15 protein-coding genes are annotated in these 15,240 nt (G+C 61.0%); 9 read left to right on the top strand and 6 right to left on the bottom strand.

The genetic code is table 11. The annotated features are described in order from the left end of the window. Nucleotides 1–170: 170 nt before the first annotated feature. Nucleotides 171–1,847, bottom strand: a complete 1,677-nt coding sequence (locus GCN78_RS16210) for an electron transfer flavoprotein-ubiquinone oxidoreductase (protein WP_193316759.1) — start codon at nt 1,845–1,847, stop codon at nt 171–173. 267 nt (nt 1,848–2,114) lie between these two features. On the opposite strand from GCN78_RS16210, the gene GCN78_RS16215 reads away from it, so the two are divergent. The 4 genes from GCN78_RS16215 (at nt 2,115) to GCN78_RS16230 (ending at nt 5,280) form a co-directional block, all read left to right on the top strand. After that, nucleotides 2,115–2,891, top strand: a complete 777-nt coding sequence (locus tag GCN78_RS16215) for an SDR family oxidoreductase (RefSeq protein ID WP_034752351.1) — start codon at nt 2,115–2,117, stop codon at nt 2,889–2,891. A 201-nt stretch (nt 2,892–3,092) separates the two neighbouring features. Next, entirely contained in the window at nt 3,093–3,671 is a 579-nt protein-coding gene (locus GCN78_RS16220; protein WP_152252615.1) for a class I SAM-dependent methyltransferase, read from the top strand. Between the two features lie 7 nt (nt 3,672–3,678). Then, a complete protein-coding gene (locus GCN78_RS16225) occupies nt 3,679–4,494 on the top strand; it encodes a phytanoyl-CoA dioxygenase family protein (RefSeq protein ID WP_152252616.1) in 816 nt (271 codons plus the stop codon). A gap of 60 nt (nt 4,495–4,554) precedes the next feature. Further along, complete coding sequence (locus GCN78_RS16230; protein ID WP_193316760.1) at nt 4,555–5,280, top strand: class I SAM-dependent methyltransferase; 726 nt, start codon at nt 4,555–4,557, stop codon at nt 5,278–5,280. Between the two features lie 19 nt (nt 5,281–5,299). On the opposite strand, the gene GCN78_RS16235 is transcribed toward GCN78_RS16230, so the two are convergent. Then, a complete protein-coding gene (locus tag GCN78_RS16235; protein WP_152252618.1) occupies nt 5,300–5,866 on the bottom strand; it encodes a LuxR C-terminal-related transcriptional regulator in 567 nt (188 codons plus the stop codon). 147 nt (nt 5,867–6,013) lie between these two features. Between GCN78_RS16235 and GCN78_RS16240 the strand changes: the two genes are divergently transcribed. Further along, nucleotides 6,014–6,715 carry a CoA transferase subunit A gene (locus GCN78_RS16240; protein ID WP_071077803.1) on the top strand — a complete coding sequence of 234 codons (702 nt, stop codon included), beginning with the start codon at nt 6,014–6,016 and terminating at the stop codon, nt 6,713–6,715. A gap of 20 nt (nt 6,716–6,735) precedes the next feature. Continuing rightward, entirely contained in the window at nt 6,736–7,386 is a 651-nt protein-coding gene (locus tag GCN78_RS16245) for a CoA transferase subunit B (RefSeq protein ID WP_077403229.1), read from the top strand. Nucleotides 7,387–7,439: 53 nt separating this feature from the next. Here the strand turns inward: GCN78_RS16245 and GCN78_RS16250 are convergent, their stop codons facing one another. Both GCN78_RS16250 and GCN78_RS16255 read right to left on the bottom strand, forming a co-directional pair. Next, nucleotides 7,440–7,850, bottom strand: coding sequence for a DoxX family protein (locus GCN78_RS16250; protein WP_152252619.1), 411 nt, complete (start codon nt 7,848–7,850; stop codon nt 7,440–7,442). Between the two features lie 235 nt (nt 7,851–8,085). Then, nucleotides 8,086–9,423 (bottom strand): dicarboxylate/amino acid:cation symporter, encoded by a 1,338-nt coding sequence (locus GCN78_RS16255; RefSeq protein WP_226939666.1) that lies wholly within the window; start codon nt 9,421–9,423, stop codon nt 8,086–8,088. Nucleotides 9,424–9,638: 215 nt separating this feature from the next. Here GCN78_RS16255 and GCN78_RS16260 point away from each other — a divergent pair, with 215 nt between their 5' ends. The 3 genes from GCN78_RS16260 (at nt 9,639) to GCN78_RS16270 (ending at nt 13,216) form a co-directional block, all read left to right on the top strand. Next, nucleotides 9,639–10,520 carry an alpha/beta fold hydrolase gene (locus GCN78_RS16260; RefSeq protein WP_152252621.1) on the top strand — a complete coding sequence of 294 codons (882 nt, stop codon included), beginning with the start codon at nt 9,639–9,641 and terminating at the stop codon, nt 10,518–10,520. A 62-nt stretch (nt 10,521–10,582) separates the two neighbouring features. Continuing rightward, nucleotides 10,583–10,933 (top strand): RidA family protein, encoded by a 351-nt coding sequence (locus GCN78_RS16265; RefSeq protein ID WP_152252622.1) that lies wholly within the window; start codon nt 10,583–10,585, stop codon nt 10,931–10,933. 30 nt (nt 10,934–10,963) lie between these two features. Further along, nucleotides 10,964–13,216, top strand: coding sequence for a RelA/SpoT family protein (locus GCN78_RS16270; RefSeq protein WP_152252623.1), 2,253 nt, complete (start codon nt 10,964–10,966; stop codon nt 13,214–13,216). A gap of 41 nt (nt 13,217–13,257) precedes the next feature. On the opposite strand, the gene GCN78_RS16275 is transcribed toward GCN78_RS16270, so the two are convergent. Together GCN78_RS16275 and GCN78_RS16280 are read right to left on the bottom strand one after the other, a co-directional pair. After that, nucleotides 13,258–14,214 (bottom strand): cation diffusion facilitator family transporter, encoded by a 957-nt coding sequence (locus GCN78_RS16275; protein ID WP_226939667.1) that lies wholly within the window; start codon nt 14,212–14,214, stop codon nt 13,258–13,260. A 117-nt stretch (nt 14,215–14,331) separates the two neighbouring features. After that, nucleotides 14,332–15,207, bottom strand: coding sequence for a pirin family protein (locus GCN78_RS16280; RefSeq protein ID WP_152252624.1), 876 nt, complete (start codon nt 15,205–15,207; stop codon nt 14,332–14,334). Nucleotides 15,208–15,240: the final 33 nt, after the last annotated feature.

Here is a 15,240-nt window from a genome sequence, read left to right on the forward strand (position 1 = left end):
CCCTACGGAATTTTGCTCTAGAGCATCATTGAGCAATTCCAGCTGTTCCCCGCAGGCCACAGCGGCAGGAAAGCTTGTCCTAAAAATAAAAAAGCGCGGCCACCCGAAGGTGCCGCGCTGTCCTTGCATGCGCTGGCGGGCGCGAACCCGCCAGCGGCGCCGGCGGGCGCTTACATGTTCGGGTAGTTGGGTCCGCCGCCGCCCTCCGGCGTGATCCAGACGATGTTCTGCGTCGGGTCCTTGATGTCGCAGGTTTTACAGTGCACGCAGTTCTGTGCATTGATCTGCAGGCGTTCGGCGCCGTCGTCGTTCTTCACGAACTCGTACACGCCGGCGGGACAGTAACGCGCTTCCGGACCCGCGTACGTGGCCAGGTTGACGTCGACGGGCACGCTGGCGTTCTTCAACGTCAGGTGGATCGGCTGGTCTTCCGCGTGGTTCGTGTTCGAGATGAACACGGACGACATCTTGTCGAAAGTCAGCTTGCCATCGGGTTTCGGATACACGATCTTTTTCGACTGGGCCGCCGGTTTCAGGCATTCATGGTCGCCATGCGAGTGGTGCAGGGTCCACGGCGCCTTGCCGCGGAAGATCAGCTGGTCGATCCCCGTCATCAGGCTGCCCAGATACAAACCTTTCGACAGCCATGGTTTGACGTTGCGCGCCACGTGGAGCTCTTCATGCAGCCACGATTGTTCGAAGGCGACAGGGTAGCTCGTCAGTTCGTCGTGCTGGCGCTGCTCGCCCAGCGCGCCGAAGGCCGCGTCCGCCGCCAGCATGCCGCTCTTGATGGCCGCGTGGCTGCCCTTGATGCGGCTCATGTTCAGGAAGCCCGCATCGCAGCCGATCAGGGCGCCGCCGGCAAACACCAGTTTCGGCAATGATTGCAGGCCGCCGGCCGCGATCGCCCGCGCGCCGTACGAGATGCGCTTGCCGCCTTCGAAGAACTTGCGGATTTCCGGATGCGTCTTATAGCGCTGGAATTCCTCGTATGGCGACAGGTAGGGGTTTTCGTAGTTCAGGCCCACCACATAGCCCACCATGACCTGGTTGTTTTCCAGGTGGTACAGGAAGGAGCCGCCGTAGGTTTTCGTGTCGAGCGGCCAGCCGCTCGAGTGGATCACCAGGCCCGGCTTGTGCTGGGCCGGGTCGATTTCCCACAATTCCTTGATGCCGATGCCGTACGATTGCGGGTCCTTGCCGGCGTTCAAGTCATACTTGGCCATCAATTGCTTGCCCAGGTGGCCGCGCGCGCCTTCGGCGAACAGGGTGTACTTGGCGTGCAATTCCATGCCCAGCTGGAAGTCGGGGCCCGGCTCGCCGTCGCGCTTGACGCCCATGTTGCCGGTCGCCACGCCTTTCACGGAACCGTCATCGTTGTAGAGGATTTCCGCGGCAGGGAAGCCCGGGAAGATTTCCACGCCCAGATTTTCCGCCTGCTGGCCCATCCAGCGCACCACATTGCCCAGGGAGACGATGTAGTTGCCGTGGTTTTCAAAGCAGGCCGGCACGGCGAAGCCTGGCGTTTTATACGCTTTCGTTTCGGTCAGGAACAGGATGCGGTCTTCCGTCACTTCCGTGTTCAGGGGCGCGCCCAGTTCTTTCCAGTTCGGAATCAGTTCGGTCAGCGCTTTCGGGTCCATGATGGCGCCCGACAGGATATGCGCGCCCAGTTCGCCGCCTTTTTCCAGCACGCAGACGGACACTTCCTGGCTCTTTTCAGCGGCCAGCTGCTTCAGGCGGATCGCCGCGGCCAAGCCTGCGGGGCCGCCGCCGACGATCACCACGTCATACTCCATGGTCTCGCGCGGTCCGTACTGTTCAACTAAGTTATTAGGCTGTGTCATGGTCTCGATTTATAGTCACTCAATTAGGTAGCAAGGATAGGGAATAAAGCATCATCGGGGGAAATTTAAGCACGAGTGTGCTTGTTTTTGACGAGGATTGCAACTTTGGCGCCATTTTGCGTGACATTGCCCCTCGCCGCAATCTAAATCCGGCCATTTTGTGTAATGATGGCGTTTACTTTTGCTCGAGTGCGCTGCGGGGGGGAATGTGCCCGATTGCCATAGGCACGGCGTAAAGTGTTGTCTAAAATAAAACAGGAGTAGCTCGTGGGCATAGAAGTCAATTTCGAGGGCAAGATTGCCCTGATTACCGGCGCATCGAGCGGACTCGGCGCGCGCTTTGCGAAAGTGCTGGCCCAGGCCGGCGCCCAGGTCGTGCTGGCGTCGCGCCGCACCGAACGCCTGAAGGAATTGCGCGCCGAAATCGAAGCCGATGGCGGTGCCGCGCACGTGGTGTCGCTCGACGTGACCGACTTCGCCAGCATCAAGTCGGCCATCGCGCATGCGGAAACGGAAGCGGGGCCCATCGATATCCTCGTCAACAATTCAGGTGTCTCCACCACGCAACGCCTGGTCGACGTCACGCCCGAAGATTACTCGTTCGTGATGGACACCAACCTGCGCGGATCGTTCTTCGTGGCGCAGCAAACGGCCAAGCGCATGATCGCGCGCGCCAAGGGCGACCCGAAGAAACAGCACCGCATCATCAATATCGCCTCGATGGCGGGCTTGCAGGTGCTGCCGCAGATCGGCGTGTATTGCATGAGCAAGGCAGGCATGGTGCACATGACGCGCGCCATGGCCGTGGAGTGGGGCAAGTATGGCATCAACACCAACGCCATCTGCCCCGGCTACATTTCCACCGAGATCAACGAGGATTACTTTGCCACCGAGCAAGGCAAGAAATTGATCGAGATGCTGCCGAACAAGCGCCCGGGCAAGCCGGAAGACCTCGATGGCTTGCTGCTGTTGCTGGCGGGCGAGGATTCGCACTTCATCAATGGCGCCATCATTTCCGCCGACGGCGGCATGAGCACGTTCTAAGCCGCGTGGCGCCGCGACGACATTGCCTTAACGCAACAGAGCGGCTATGATGGCCGCTGGTGACAGACTGTCCGTTTGCCGGCCTTGGGCTGGCGGGACGGGACTGCTCACGACCATTTTGGTGCGGAATTCTGGCAAACCTTGTCTCTTGTGGGTGGCAGATATTCTTTGCCGTTCATAAACCGTTACCGAGATTTCGTCATGGCCACTCCCTCGCAATTTGATAACGAGACGTTTTCTCTGGCCCGCGATCACCTGGCCGCCTTCATCCGGCGCACCGCCGCCATGCTGGCGACGCAGTCCGGCAAGTTGCTGGAAGTGGGGCCGCAAGACCGTTCCCTCGTGCGCGAATGCTTTGCCAATTTTCACGTCGATACCTTCGACGTCGTCGATACCTATAAGCCCACGCTCGTAGGCGACATCACCAAACTCAACAAGTTCATTCCCGATAGCGCCTACGACTGCGTGGTGTGCATGGAGGTGCTCGAGCATACGCTTAACCCGTTCGATGCCGTGAAGGAAATCCGCCGCATCCTGAAGGAGGGCGGCTATCTGCTGATTTCCGCGCCGCTGAACTGGCGCATCCACGGCCCCAGCCCCGACTGCTGGCGCATCACCGAACATGGCTGGAACGCCCTGTTGCGCGATTTCGACATCGTGGAAATCGAGAGCCTGGAATCGCCGGGCCGCGAATTGTTTCCGATCCGCTATAACGTGTTGGCGAAATGCAATAAACAGAAAAATAGCCAGGACCACGAGCTGAGTTTCCGCTATATCTGAGGCTGACATGACGACAAGAGCATTGCAGGCGGTGGAGCGGGCGCTGGAATTCGTTTCGTCCGAGCGCTTTGACCCCGCGATTTACGCGCGGACGGGCTTTTTCATCGTGCGCAACGCCATCGCTCCCACCCTCATGCAGGAGTGGCAGGCGGAATGGGATGCCTTTTATGCGGCAAGCCTGAGCAGTGGACGTGATGTGAATCAAGCCAATCCCGTTTCGCTGACGGAAGCGCTGCCGGGCAAGCTGGCCAGCATGTACCGCGAACCCGTCTTCATCGAAACGCTCAGGCAGGTCTTCGGCGAGCATATCGCGCTCTACAATCACCGTTTCGTGATCAAGGATGCGTATAGCCCGGGCAAGGTCTTCCTGCACCAGGATGCCTGCTATCATCTGGGCAACTTGAACAAATGCAGCCTGTTTGTGCCGCTGAGCGTGGCCGATGAAAACAACGGCGGCATGAGTTTTTATGCCGGCTCGCATCAAATGGGCTTTCTTGGCGATGCGGGCGAGATCAATCCGGACAGCTTCGACATCCGCTGGCCGAAGGTCACGCCGGCCTTGCACCCGGGCGACTTCGTCATCATGAACAGTGCCACCTGGCATGAATCCGGACCCAACCGCAATGGCGTCAACCGCATACTGGCGGACATGATCATGCAGCCTGCCGACGACCCCACAGGCAAGGAGCTGCTGAGCGGTGAATGGCAGACGGATTTCTTTTACTCGCCGCTCAACTGCATACGCTATTTCGCCAACTCCCGCGTATTGAAGAATATCAAATACGAAAAAGAACTGGGCTTGCGCAAGGCCGCAGCAGAGTAGTGCACAGGCAGCGCCTGCCACAGACCACCTTACCTTTATAGAATAATGCCGGAGCATCCAATGACACAGAGCAGCCAGGGAACACCCGATTCCACCTCCAGCCAGGCCAGCCGCGGCCTCGTGCACATCCGTCCCTACCAGTTGCTGGGCATTGCCGATGGCTATGAGGAGCAGGAAGAAATCAAGTTCTTCATGCCGCCGGCGCAGGGCGCCGGTTCGCTGAGTACGCTTGAATCCGTGGTGCTGTTGAAATTGTTGCGTTGCGTGCAACCCGACTACCTGTTTGAATTCGGCACCTACAAGGGTTATACGACGCGGTTGTTGCTGGAAAACCTGCCCGCCAGCACGGTTCAAGGCGAACGCATCTATACCTTGGACTTGCCGGAACTGGACGCCGTGACGTTCCAGGGTTCGGACAAGGCCCTGGCGCAGGAAGCGCTGGGCTTCGTACGTAAATATGTGGCGTGCGCTCGCAAGGACCTAGTCAAGCAGTTGCTGCAAGACTCCATGACGCTCGATGCGCAGGCCTATGCGCAGCGCTTCCAGTACATCTTCGTCGACGCGAACCACGAGCTGTCGTATGTCCGCAAGGATACGGAAAACGCGTTCCAGATGCTGGCGGACTCACCTGCATGCATCATCTGGCATGACTATGGCAATCCGCAATTTCCGGAACTGACGCAGTACCTGGAAGAGCTGGCCCGCGACGTGCCGCTCTACCACGTGGAAAATACCATGCTGGTATTTCACCTGCTGGGCAAGGACGTGCTGCCACGCAACGCCTGAGCGGCGGCGCGGGCTGCGGCTAGCGCTGCAGCTGCAGTCCCACCAGCTTGTGCACCAGCTCGGAGGAGGTCGATGCGGCGAACTTGCGCATCAGCTTGGCGCGGTGCATTTCCACCGTGCGGGGGCTGAGGTCGATCTGGCGGGCGATGACCTTGCTGGTCTTGCCTTCCACCAGCAGGGCGGCGATCTCGCGCTCGCGCGGCGTCAGTTCCGCCGTCACGGGACGTTTCTCGCTGACGTCCTCGAACGTCCAGATGCCCGCTCCCAGCGGATTGTTCGGCAGCATGGCGTGGCCCGTGACGTGGCACCAGAACAATTCACCATTACTGCGGCGCATGATGCGCTCGTCCGAATAGCGGCCCTTGGCGTTCATGATGGGGATGATGCGGTCACCCGTGCGCAGGAATTCGTCGTGCGTGGGGTAGAGTACTTCGAACGACTGGTCGTCCAGCTGGGCGCGCGCATAGCCGAACATGGCCGCCAGCGCTTCGTTGCAACTGCGCATGATGCGGTTTTCCGACATGCACATGCCCACGGGCGCGTGCAGGAAGATACTTTCATAATCGATGGCTGACGCGGCGTTCATCTGATACGTATCACTCTCACAGGGGGATGGCCGGCACGGCGCCGGTAGTTCTACGGTATTGTACTTTCCACTCGCGTATTTTATGCTGAGTCGCTGCCTGAGTCATGGACTCAAGACCAAAGCTTAACAAAAGATAGAGGGACACCCATGAATAAAGTTTATCCTGACGCCGCCTCGGCGCTGGCCGGTATCGTCCAAGATGGCCAGACCATCGCCGTTGGCGGCTTCGGCCTGTGCGGCATACCCGAAGCCCTGATCGGCGCCTTGCGCGATTCGGGCGTGACGGGCCTGACGGCCATTTCGAATAATGCCGGCGTCGACGGTTTCGGCCTGGGCCAGTTGCTGACCACGCGCCAGATCAAGAAAATGATCGCCTCCTATGTGGGCGAAAACAAGGAATTCGCGCGCCAGTACCTGGCCGGCGAACTGGAACTGGAATTCACGCCGCAAGGCACCCTGGCCGAGAAGCTGCGCGCCGGCGGCGCCGGCATTCCCGCCTTCTTCACCAAGACGGGCGTGGGCACCATCGTCGCCGACGGCAAGGAACTGCGCGAATTCGACGGCGAGCAATACGTGATGGAGCGCAGCCTCGTGGCCGATGTGTCTCTGGTGAAAGCCTACATGGCCGACCGCGCAGGCAATTTGGTTTACCGCAAGACGGCGCGCAATTTCAACCCGAACGTGGCCATGGCCGGCAAGATCACCATCGTCGAAGTGGAAAAACTCGTCGAAGTGGGCGAGATCGACCCGGACCAAGTCCACACGCCGAGCATCTTCGTGCACCGCATCGTGGTCAACGCGCACCCGGAAAAACGCATCGAGCAGCGCACCGTGCGCACCGAAGCATAAAAAAGAAGACGGAGATTATGATGGCTTGGACACGTGATGAGATGGCCGCACGCGCGGCGAAAGAATTGCAGGATGGCTTTTATGTGAACCTGGGCATCGGCTTGCCGACCCTGGTGGCGAACTATGTGCCGGAGAACATCGAGGTATTCCTGCAGTCGGAAAATGGCTTGCTGGGCATCGGCCCGTTCCCCACGGACGATGAGGTCGATGCCGACCTGATCAACGCGGGCAAGCAGACAGTGACGGCCTTGCCGGGCGCCGCCTACTTCAGCTCGGCCGATTCCTTCGGCATGATCCGCGGCGGCAAGATCAACCTGGCCATCCTGGGCGCCATGCAAGTGTCGGAAAAGGGCGACCTGGCGAACTGGATGATTCCGGGCAAGATGGTCAAGGGCATGGGCGGCGCGATGGACCTCGTCGCCGGCGTCAAGCGCGTCGTCGTGCTGATGGAACACGTGGCCACGGCCAAGGATGGCACGACGTCGCACAAGCTGCTGAAACAATGCGACTTGCCGCTGACGGGCGTGGGCGTGGTCGACGTCATCATCAGCGACCTGGGCGTCATCGACGTGACGGAAAACGGCCTGAAACTGGTGGAACTGGCGCCGGGCGTAACCAAGGAACAGGTGCAGGCAGCCACGGGCGCGGAACTGGACGTCTCCGCCGTGTAAGCCACGCGGAGCGTCGCAGGGAAGCAGGGCGGACAGCGATGTCCGCCCTTTTTTTATGCGCCCGCCTTGCCGCGCAAGCCGTCCAGGCTGTAGGCGCCGGCGCCCGCTGCCGCGAAGTACAGGAAGGTGAAGCAGTACATCACGGCCATTTCGCCGCCGTTCAGGATGGGCAGGAAGCCGCCTGGCGCGTGCGCCATGAAATAGGCGGCCGCCATCTGGCCCGACAGGATGAAGGCGACGGGGCGAGTGAACAGGCCCACCAGCAGCAAGGTGCCGCCGACCAGTTCGATGACGCCGGCCGCGCCCATCACGGACAACAGTTGCAAGCCGTCGAACATGGCCACGTGGGGCGCGCCGAACAGTTTTGCCGTGCCGTGTTGCAGGAAGAGAAAGCCGAGAATGATGCGAAGCAGGCCCAGCAGGCGTGGGTTCCAGGTGGCGTAAAAGGCGGGCGAGAGGGACATGAGGTGCTCCATTCAAAAGGTGGATGGTTCGGTGTCAGGCTTGCATTAACGCAATGTCATTATGCGCGAGCCTGGCGGCGAACAGATGACAGTACTGTAATGGTTTTTCATTCATTGAGCATCATGATAAATATTGATGCATGATTTACTGTTTGTTGATGATGCGATCAAACTCGCGCGCCATGCAAAAAGCCCCGCGGATCGCTCCGCGGGGCTTTTCAGGATGAAGTCTCGCTTACTTGACGATATTCACGCCCTGTGCGACATAGGCGTCGTCGGTCGGGTGGGTGGGATGGGCCAGCTCGCTATGCAGCTTGTCCATGTCCAGTTCTTTTTCCCATTTCGATACGACGATGGTGGCCACGCCATTGCCCACAAAATTGGTCAGCGCGCGGCATTCGCTCATGAAGCGGTCGATGCCCAGGATCAGCGCCATGCCGGCCACGGGGATGGTCGGCACCACGGCCAGGGTGGCGGCCAGGGTGATGAAGCCGGCGCCCGTGATGCCGGAGGCGCCTTTCGAGGTCAGCATCGCCACGCCCAGGATGGTGAGCTCTTGCCAGATGGTCAGTTCCGTGTTGGTGGCTTGCGCCACGAACAGGGCGGCCATGGTCATGTAGATATTGGTGCCATCCAGGTTGAACGAGTAGCCGGTCGGCACGACCAGGCCGACCACCGGTTTCGAGCAGCCCAGGCGCTCGAGTTTCTTCATCAGGGCCGGCAGCGCCGATTCCGACGAGCTGGTACCGAGCACGATCAGCAGTTCTTCCTTGATGTACAGCAAGAAGCGGCCGATGGAGAAGCCCGTGTACTTGGCGATCAGGCCCAGCACGACGAAGACGAACAGGAAGCAGGTCAGGTAGAACGAACCCATCAGTTTCGCCAGCGGGATCAGCGAAGCCAGGCCGTACTTACCGATGGTAAAGGCCATCGCGCCGAACGCGCCGATCGGAGCGACTTTCATGATGATGTTGACCATGCCGAAGATGGCATGCGACAGCTCGTCGATCAGCTTGGTGACGGGACGGCCGCGTTCGCCCAGCAACGACAGCGAAAAGCCGAACAGGATGGCGATCAACAGCACTTGCAGGATGTCGCCCTTGGCGAAGGCGTCGACGAAGGTCTTCGGGATGATGTTCATCACGAAGTCGACGGTGCTCATGCCTTCGGCGTGCGTGTATTGCGCGATCGACTTGGCGTCCAGGTGGGCCGGATCGGCGTTGAAGCCGGCACCCGGTTTGAGGATGTTAGCAACCAGCAAGCCGATGGCCAGCGCGAAGGTGGACACCACTTCGAAGTACAGCAGGGCCTTGCCGCCGACCCGGCCGATCTTCTTGACGTCCTGCATGCCGGCGATGCCGGAGACCACGGTACAGAAGATCACCGGGGCGATGATCATCTTGATCAGTTTGATAAAGCCGTCGCCCAGCGGTTTCATGTCGACGGCGTTCGAGGGGTAGAACACCCCCAGCAGCACGCCGGCCACGATGGCGAACAGCACCTGGACGTACAGGATTTTATAGAATGGTTTTTTCACGAGTGGTCTCCTCTTGCGGGTTGATGCTGCGATCATCCGCCCATTGCCAGGCCCGCTCAATTGTGGATAACCGCAGATATGCATTTTCGCTATATCGGGTATTGCGCCATGCCAGACGTGTTGCGGCGCAGCATTTCAGCCGTGCGCTTGGAGCATTGCCCGCGCTGCGCTACACTGCCGTAGCGTCGCGCGCGGGAGACCCCATGGCAGGCAGGAAGCGGTGCTCTTTTTATATCGAATAAGGAAATCGCATGATCGAAGCGAGCATCAAGTCAGTGCAATGTATCTCCCCCGCAGGCTTGCACACCATGTCGTACAAGGAGTGGGGCGCGGCGGACAATCCGAACGTGCTCGTCTGCGCCCATGGCGTGACGCGCGTGGCCGACGACTTCGACAACCTGGCGCGCGCCATGGCCAGCGATTACCGCGTGATCTGCCCCGACGTGGTCGGGCGCGGGCGCTCGGGCTGGCTGGCCAACCCGCAGTTTTACCGCGTGCCGCAGTATGTGAGCGATATGGTGACCCTGCTGGCGCGCGTGCTGGCCAATGGCGAGCGCCAGACGGTGGACTGGTTCGGCACCTCGATGGGTGGCTTGATCGGCCTGGGCCTGGCATCGTTGCCGGACAGCCCGATCAGCAAGCTGGTGCTGAACGATATCGGCCCGACCCTGGCGCCGGAAGCCTTGCAGCGCATCGGCGACTACATCGGCCAGGACTTGCGTTTCGAGACATTCGAGCAAGGCGCCAAGTTTGTGCGCGACGTGTCCGCCAGCTTCGGCCCGCACACGGACGCGGAATGGCATAAACTGGCGGTGGATGTATTGCGGCAAGACAAGGACGGCCACTGGCGCCGCCACTACGATATGGGCCTGGCCATGCCGTTCCGCTCGGCCACGCCGGAATCGGCGGCCAGCGACGAAGCCATGCTGTGGGCCGCGTATGACGCCGTGCGCTGCCCCACCTTGCTGGTGCGCGGCTCGGAATCCGATTTGCTGTCGCATGAAACGGCCACGCGCATGCTGGGCCGCGGTCCGAAGGCGGAGCTGGTGGAAATCGCCGGCGTGGGCCATGCGCCCACCTTCGTCCACGACGACCAGATCGCCATCGCGCGCAAGTTTTTGCTGGGCAAGTAATGGTGGGCGAGGAATACAAGCAATAACGCTGTACAGATTTTGAAACAACTGAAAGAAGAAGCATGGAAATTACACGACTGCACGTAGGCAAACGCCTCTCTGAAGTAGCGATACACAACAACACCATCTACCTGGCGGGCCAGATCGCGGAAGACACCACGCAGGGCATCGTCGGCCAGACGCGCGAAGTGCTCGGTCACGTCGACCGTTTGCTGATGGAAGCGGGCAGCGACAAGACTTGCATCCTGTCGTGCCAGATCTACATCGCCGACATGAAGGATTTCGACGGCATGAATGAAGTGTGGGACGACTGGGTCGCATCAAGCCACACGCCGCCACGCGCCACGGTGGAGGCGAAGTTGGCCAATCCGGCATGCCTGGTTGAAATCGTCATCATCGCTGCAGAACGCTAAGTCATCACGTTAATAAGTTGAAGGTATCACATGGTTTCCATCTCGGCCCCGAATAGCGTCACCTCGGAACAACTGGTAGAGGGCTTGAGTGCGCCGGACAGCGCGCGCGTGCTGGATGCGCTCGCATATGCCACCGAAGCCTATGGCGACAAACAGACCTTTGCCGGTCGCTCCGCGCTGGAGTTCGCTCTCGGCGTGGCCACCACCCTCGCTTTCCTGCGCAGCGATGCGGAAACGCGCATCGCCGGCCTGATGTTCGAGCTGACCCTGCTGGAACCGGACACGGCGGCCGATATCGAGCCGCGCTTCGGCAAGCAGGTGTGCGACCTGGCGACAGGCGTGCGCCAGCTGATCCGCTTGCGCGCGCTGACCCAGGCGCAGCACGGCAGCGCAGCCGGGCGTGGCAAGAATGCGGCGCAACAAGCCGTGGCCCAGGTGGAAACCTTGCGCAAGATGTTGCTGGCGATGGCTTCCGACATGCGTGTCGTGCTGGTGCGCCTGGCCGCCTGCGTGACGACCTTGCGTTACTTTGCCGAACTAAAACTGTTCAACGAAATGACGCGTGAATACGGCAAGGAAACCTTGGACCTGTACGCGCCGCTGGCCAACCGCCTCGGTATCTGGCAGCTGAAGTGGGAACTGGAAGATTTGTCGTTCCGCTTCATCGAGCCGGAAGCGTATAAACGCATCGCCAAGATGCTGGAAGAAAAGCGCATGATGCGCGAGGGCTTCGTCTCCTCGGCGATTCTGCGCCTGCAGACGGAACTGGCCTCGGCCGGTATCCAGGCGGAAGTGTTTGGCCGCCCGAAACACATTTACAGCATCTGGAACAAGATGCGCGGCAAGGAGCTGGACTTTACGGCCCTGTACGACGTGCGCGCCTTCCGCGTCATCGTCGCCGACGTGAAAACTTGCTACACGGTGCTGGGCGTGGTCCACAATATCTGGACCCCCATCCCGAAAGAATTCGACGATTACATTTCGCGGCCGAAACCCAATGGCTATCAGTCGCTGCACACGGTGGTGACGGCCGAGGATGGCCGTCCGCTGGAAGTGCAAATCCGCACGAACGAAATGCACAGCTTTGCCGAATACGGCGTGGCCGCGCACTGGCGCTACAAGGAAGAGGGCGGCTCGAACTTTGCCGGCCAGAAATACGACGAAAAGATCGCCTGGCTGCGCCAGTTGCTGGCCTGGAAAACGGAAGTGGCCGACGCCGTCGTGGGGCAGGAAGAAATCCAGCGCGAATGGGTGGAAAAGCTCAAATCGGCCACCTTGGACGACCGCATCTTCGTCATGACGCCGCAGGCGCGCGTGCTGGAATTGCCCGTGGGCGCCACGCCCGTCGATTTCGCGTATCACCTGCATACGGACGTGGGTCACCGCTGCCGCGGGGCCAAGGTCGACGGCATCATGGTGCCCCTGAATACGCAATTGAAAAACGGCCAGACCTGCGAAATCATCACGGCCAAGGGCGCGCCGGGCACGGCCGGGCCGTCGCGCGACTGGCTCAGCGCCGGCTACGCCGTCAGCACGCGCACACGCTCGAAGATCCGCGCGTGGTTCCATGCCATCGACATGCAGGAAACCCTGGCCCACGGCCGCGCGCTGGTGGAAAAATCGCTGCAGCGCGAAGGCAAGACGGCCGTCAATCTGGAAGCGCTGGCGCAAAAGCTGGGCTTTGCGAAAGTCGACGAGCTGTTCCTGTCGGTGGGCAAGGATGAATTCAGCCTGCGCCACGTGGAGCAGGCGCTGCACGACAATGGCGAAGTGGTGGTGCCGGAAGACGCCGTGCTGGTCGGCAAGAGCCGCGCCTCGAGCGTGGAGCAGGGCGCCAAGTCCGGCGTGCTGGTGGTGGGCACCGAAGGCTTGATGACGGTGCTGGCCAAGTGCTGCAAGCCGGCGCCACCCGACAGCATCGTCGGCTTCGTGACGCGCGGCAAGGGCGTCTCGATCCACCGCGCCACGTGCAAGAATTTCGAGGAAATGCGCGCCAAGGCGCCCGAGCGCGTGATCTTCACGGAGTGGGGCAGCACGGGCGGGCACGATACCGTGTATCCGGTCGACATTTTCATTCTCGCCGGCGACCGCCAGGGCTTGCTGCGCGACATCTCCGAAATCTTTTCGCGCGAAAAGATCAACGTCATCGGCGTCAATACCCAAAGCGCCAAGGGCCAGGCCCGCATGACGTTTACGGCCGAGATCAGTTCGACGGCGCAGTTGTTGAAGGCGCTTAATGTGATCAAGGACGTCAGTGGCGTGCTTGAGGCAAGAAGAAGTTAGCTTATCCGTGGGAATCCGGCGCGGATTCCCACGTCTCCCTGTCAATGCGTCTTGTCGCCCGCATGCAAGCCCGCCATCGCCGCCGTCTCCGGCTGCAGGGTGATGTGGTCGATGCCATGCTTGGCCAGCAGCATCTTCTTGATCGCGCGCAAGACCTTCGGCCACTGGTCGAGGTGCTGGATTTCCACGTGGCCGATCAGGGCCGGCTGGCCCGGCGACATGTCCCACACGTGCAGATCGTGCACGGCAATCACGCCGTCCACTTGTTCCACGTCCGTGCCCACCTCGATGTAATCGATGTGCATGGGCACGCCTTCCATCAGGAAGTGGTAGGACTCGCGCAGCACGCCAAACGTCGACTTTAAAATCAGCAGCGAGACCAGCACGGACAGCAGCGGGTCGATCTGCATCCAGCCCGTAAAATAGATCACGGCGCCGGCGATGATGGCGGCGACCGAGCCGAGCAAGTCTCCCATCACGTGCACGAGGGCGGCGCGCGTGTTCACGCTTTGCTTGTCTTTCGACAAGACCCACGCCACGACGATATTGATCGCCAGGCCGATGAAGGCGACGATGAAGACCATGCCGCCCTTGACGGGTTGCGGGGCGGAAAAGCGCAGCACGGCTTCATAGCAGATCCAGCCCACCACGCACAGCATGGCCAGGCCGTTGACGAAGGCGGCCAGCGCTTCGGCGCGGCCAAAGCCGAACGAATGGCGCGGCGAGGGCGGGCGGCGCGCGATGATCTGCGCCAGCAAGGCCAGGCCCAGCGCGGCCGCGTCCGTGACCATGTGGCCCGCGTCGGAAATCAGGGCCAGCGAATTGGACAGGAAGCCGGCCGCCACCTCGATGCCGGCAAACGACAGGGTCAGCCCCAGCGCCCACGCGAGGATGCTCTGGCTGCGCCCCTCGAACGAATGGGTGTGCTCGGCGTCGCCTTTCCTGTGGGCGTGCAAATGGGTGGCGTCGTGTTCGGTGGAGTCGTGCATCTGGGACATGGAGTGCTTTGTGGAATGATGTTGCCGTCAGTGTAATTGAAAAGCAACAAGGTAGTCGGCACGACAAAAAACCTGCAGGCCCGGAGGCGCTGCAGATTTCTCCTGATACACATCATGTTACTGCGTGGCCGTCTCGCCAAACTTGCCTTCACGGAAATCCTGTACGGCCTGGAACACTTCCGCCTGGGTATTCATGACAAACGGGCCGTACTGTGCGATCGGTTCATTCAGCGGCTGGCCGGCGGCGAGGATCACGCGGCCGCCTTGCGGCGCCTCGATGCGCACGCCGTCGCTGCCAGGCGTGTTGGCGAAGATCGCCATGCGCAGGGCGGGCACGGCCTTGCCATCGACTTGCACTTCGCCACGGAACGTATACAGGAAGGCGTTATGGCCTGGCGGCAAGGGTTGCTCGAAGCTGGCGCCGGCCGGCAAGTCGATGTCGAGGTACAGCGGTTCCGTCAGCTCGCGCTGCACGGCGCCCGTCACGCCATGGCTCTGGCCGGCGATCACTTGCACGGCCACGCCCGCGTCCGTCGTGTAGCGGGGGATTTCCTCGCTCGTGAAATCGCGGTACCACGGCGTGCGCATCTTGTCGCGCGCGGGCAGGTTCAGCCACAGTTGAAAACCTTCCATCACGCCTGCTTCCTGCTCCGGCATTTCCGAGTGGATCACGCCGCTGCCGGCCGTCATCCATTGCACGCCGCCCGACGTCAGCAAGCCTTCGTGGCCCGCGCTGTCCTTGTGGCGCATGCGCCCCGTGATCATGTACGACACCGTTTCGAAACCGCGGTGCGGATGCTCGGGGAAGCCGGCGATATAGTCGTTCGGCTGGTCGCTGGCAAAGTTGTCGAGCATCAAGAACGGGTCGAGGCGGCGCTGCAACTGCTGCGTCAGCACGCGGTTGATCTTCACGCCGGCGCCATCCATGACGGCCTGGCCGGCGATCACGCGCTCGACGGTGCGTGGCTTGTTGACGGTGGTGATGTCGCTCATTGTTCTCTCCTCTAGACCAGGACGGCGCCACTG

It is taken from the genome of Janthinobacterium rivuli (assembly GCF_009208735.1).
Taxonomy (GTDB): domain Bacteria; phylum Pseudomonadota; class Gammaproteobacteria; order Burkholderiales; family Burkholderiaceae_D; genus Janthinobacterium.

Coding starts and splice junctions, on each gene's coding strand:
- GCN78_RS16210 (WP_193316759.1), bottom strand. CDS start 1,847: ATGACACAGCCTAATAACTTAGTTGAACAGTACGGACCGCGCGAGACC.
- GCN78_RS16220 (WP_152252615.1), top strand. CDS start 3,093: ATGGCCACTCCCTCGCAATTTGATAACGAGACGTTTTCTCTGGCCCGC.
- GCN78_RS16225 (WP_152252616.1), top strand. CDS start 3,679: ATGACGACAAGAGCATTGCAGGCGGTGGAGCGGGCGCTGGAATTCGTT.
- GCN78_RS16230 (WP_193316760.1), top strand. CDS start 4,555: ATGACACAGAGCAGCCAGGGAACACCCGATTCCACCTCCAGCCAGGCC.
- GCN78_RS16235 (WP_152252618.1), bottom strand. CDS start 5,866: ATGAACGCCGCGTCAGCCATCGATTATGAAAGTATCTTCCTGCACGCG.
- GCN78_RS16240 (WP_071077803.1), top strand. CDS start 6,014: ATGAATAAAGTTTATCCTGACGCCGCCTCGGCGCTGGCCGGTATCGTC.
- GCN78_RS16245 (WP_077403229.1), top strand. CDS start 6,736: ATGGCTTGGACACGTGATGAGATGGCCGCACGCGCGGCGAAAGAATTG.
- GCN78_RS16250 (WP_152252619.1), bottom strand. CDS start 7,850: ATGTCCCTCTCGCCCGCCTTTTACGCCACCTGGAACCCACGCCTGCTG.
- GCN78_RS16255 (WP_226939666.1), bottom strand. CDS start 9,423: ATGATCGCAGCATCAACCCGCAAGAGGAGACCACTCGTGAAAAAACCA.
- GCN78_RS16260 (WP_152252621.1), top strand. CDS start 9,639: ATGATCGAAGCGAGCATCAAGTCAGTGCAATGTATCTCCCCCGCAGGC.
- GCN78_RS16265 (WP_152252622.1), top strand. CDS start 10,583: ATGGAAATTACACGACTGCACGTAGGCAAACGCCTCTCTGAAGTAGCG.
- GCN78_RS16270 (WP_152252623.1), top strand. CDS start 10,964: ATGGTTTCCATCTCGGCCCCGAATAGCGTCACCTCGGAACAACTGGTA.
- GCN78_RS16275 (WP_226939667.1), bottom strand. CDS start 14,214: ATGTCCCAGATGCACGACTCCACCGAACACGACGCCACCCATTTGCAC.
- GCN78_RS16280 (WP_152252624.1), bottom strand. CDS start 15,207: ATGAGCGACATCACCACCGTCAACAAGCCACGCACCGTCGAGCGCGTG.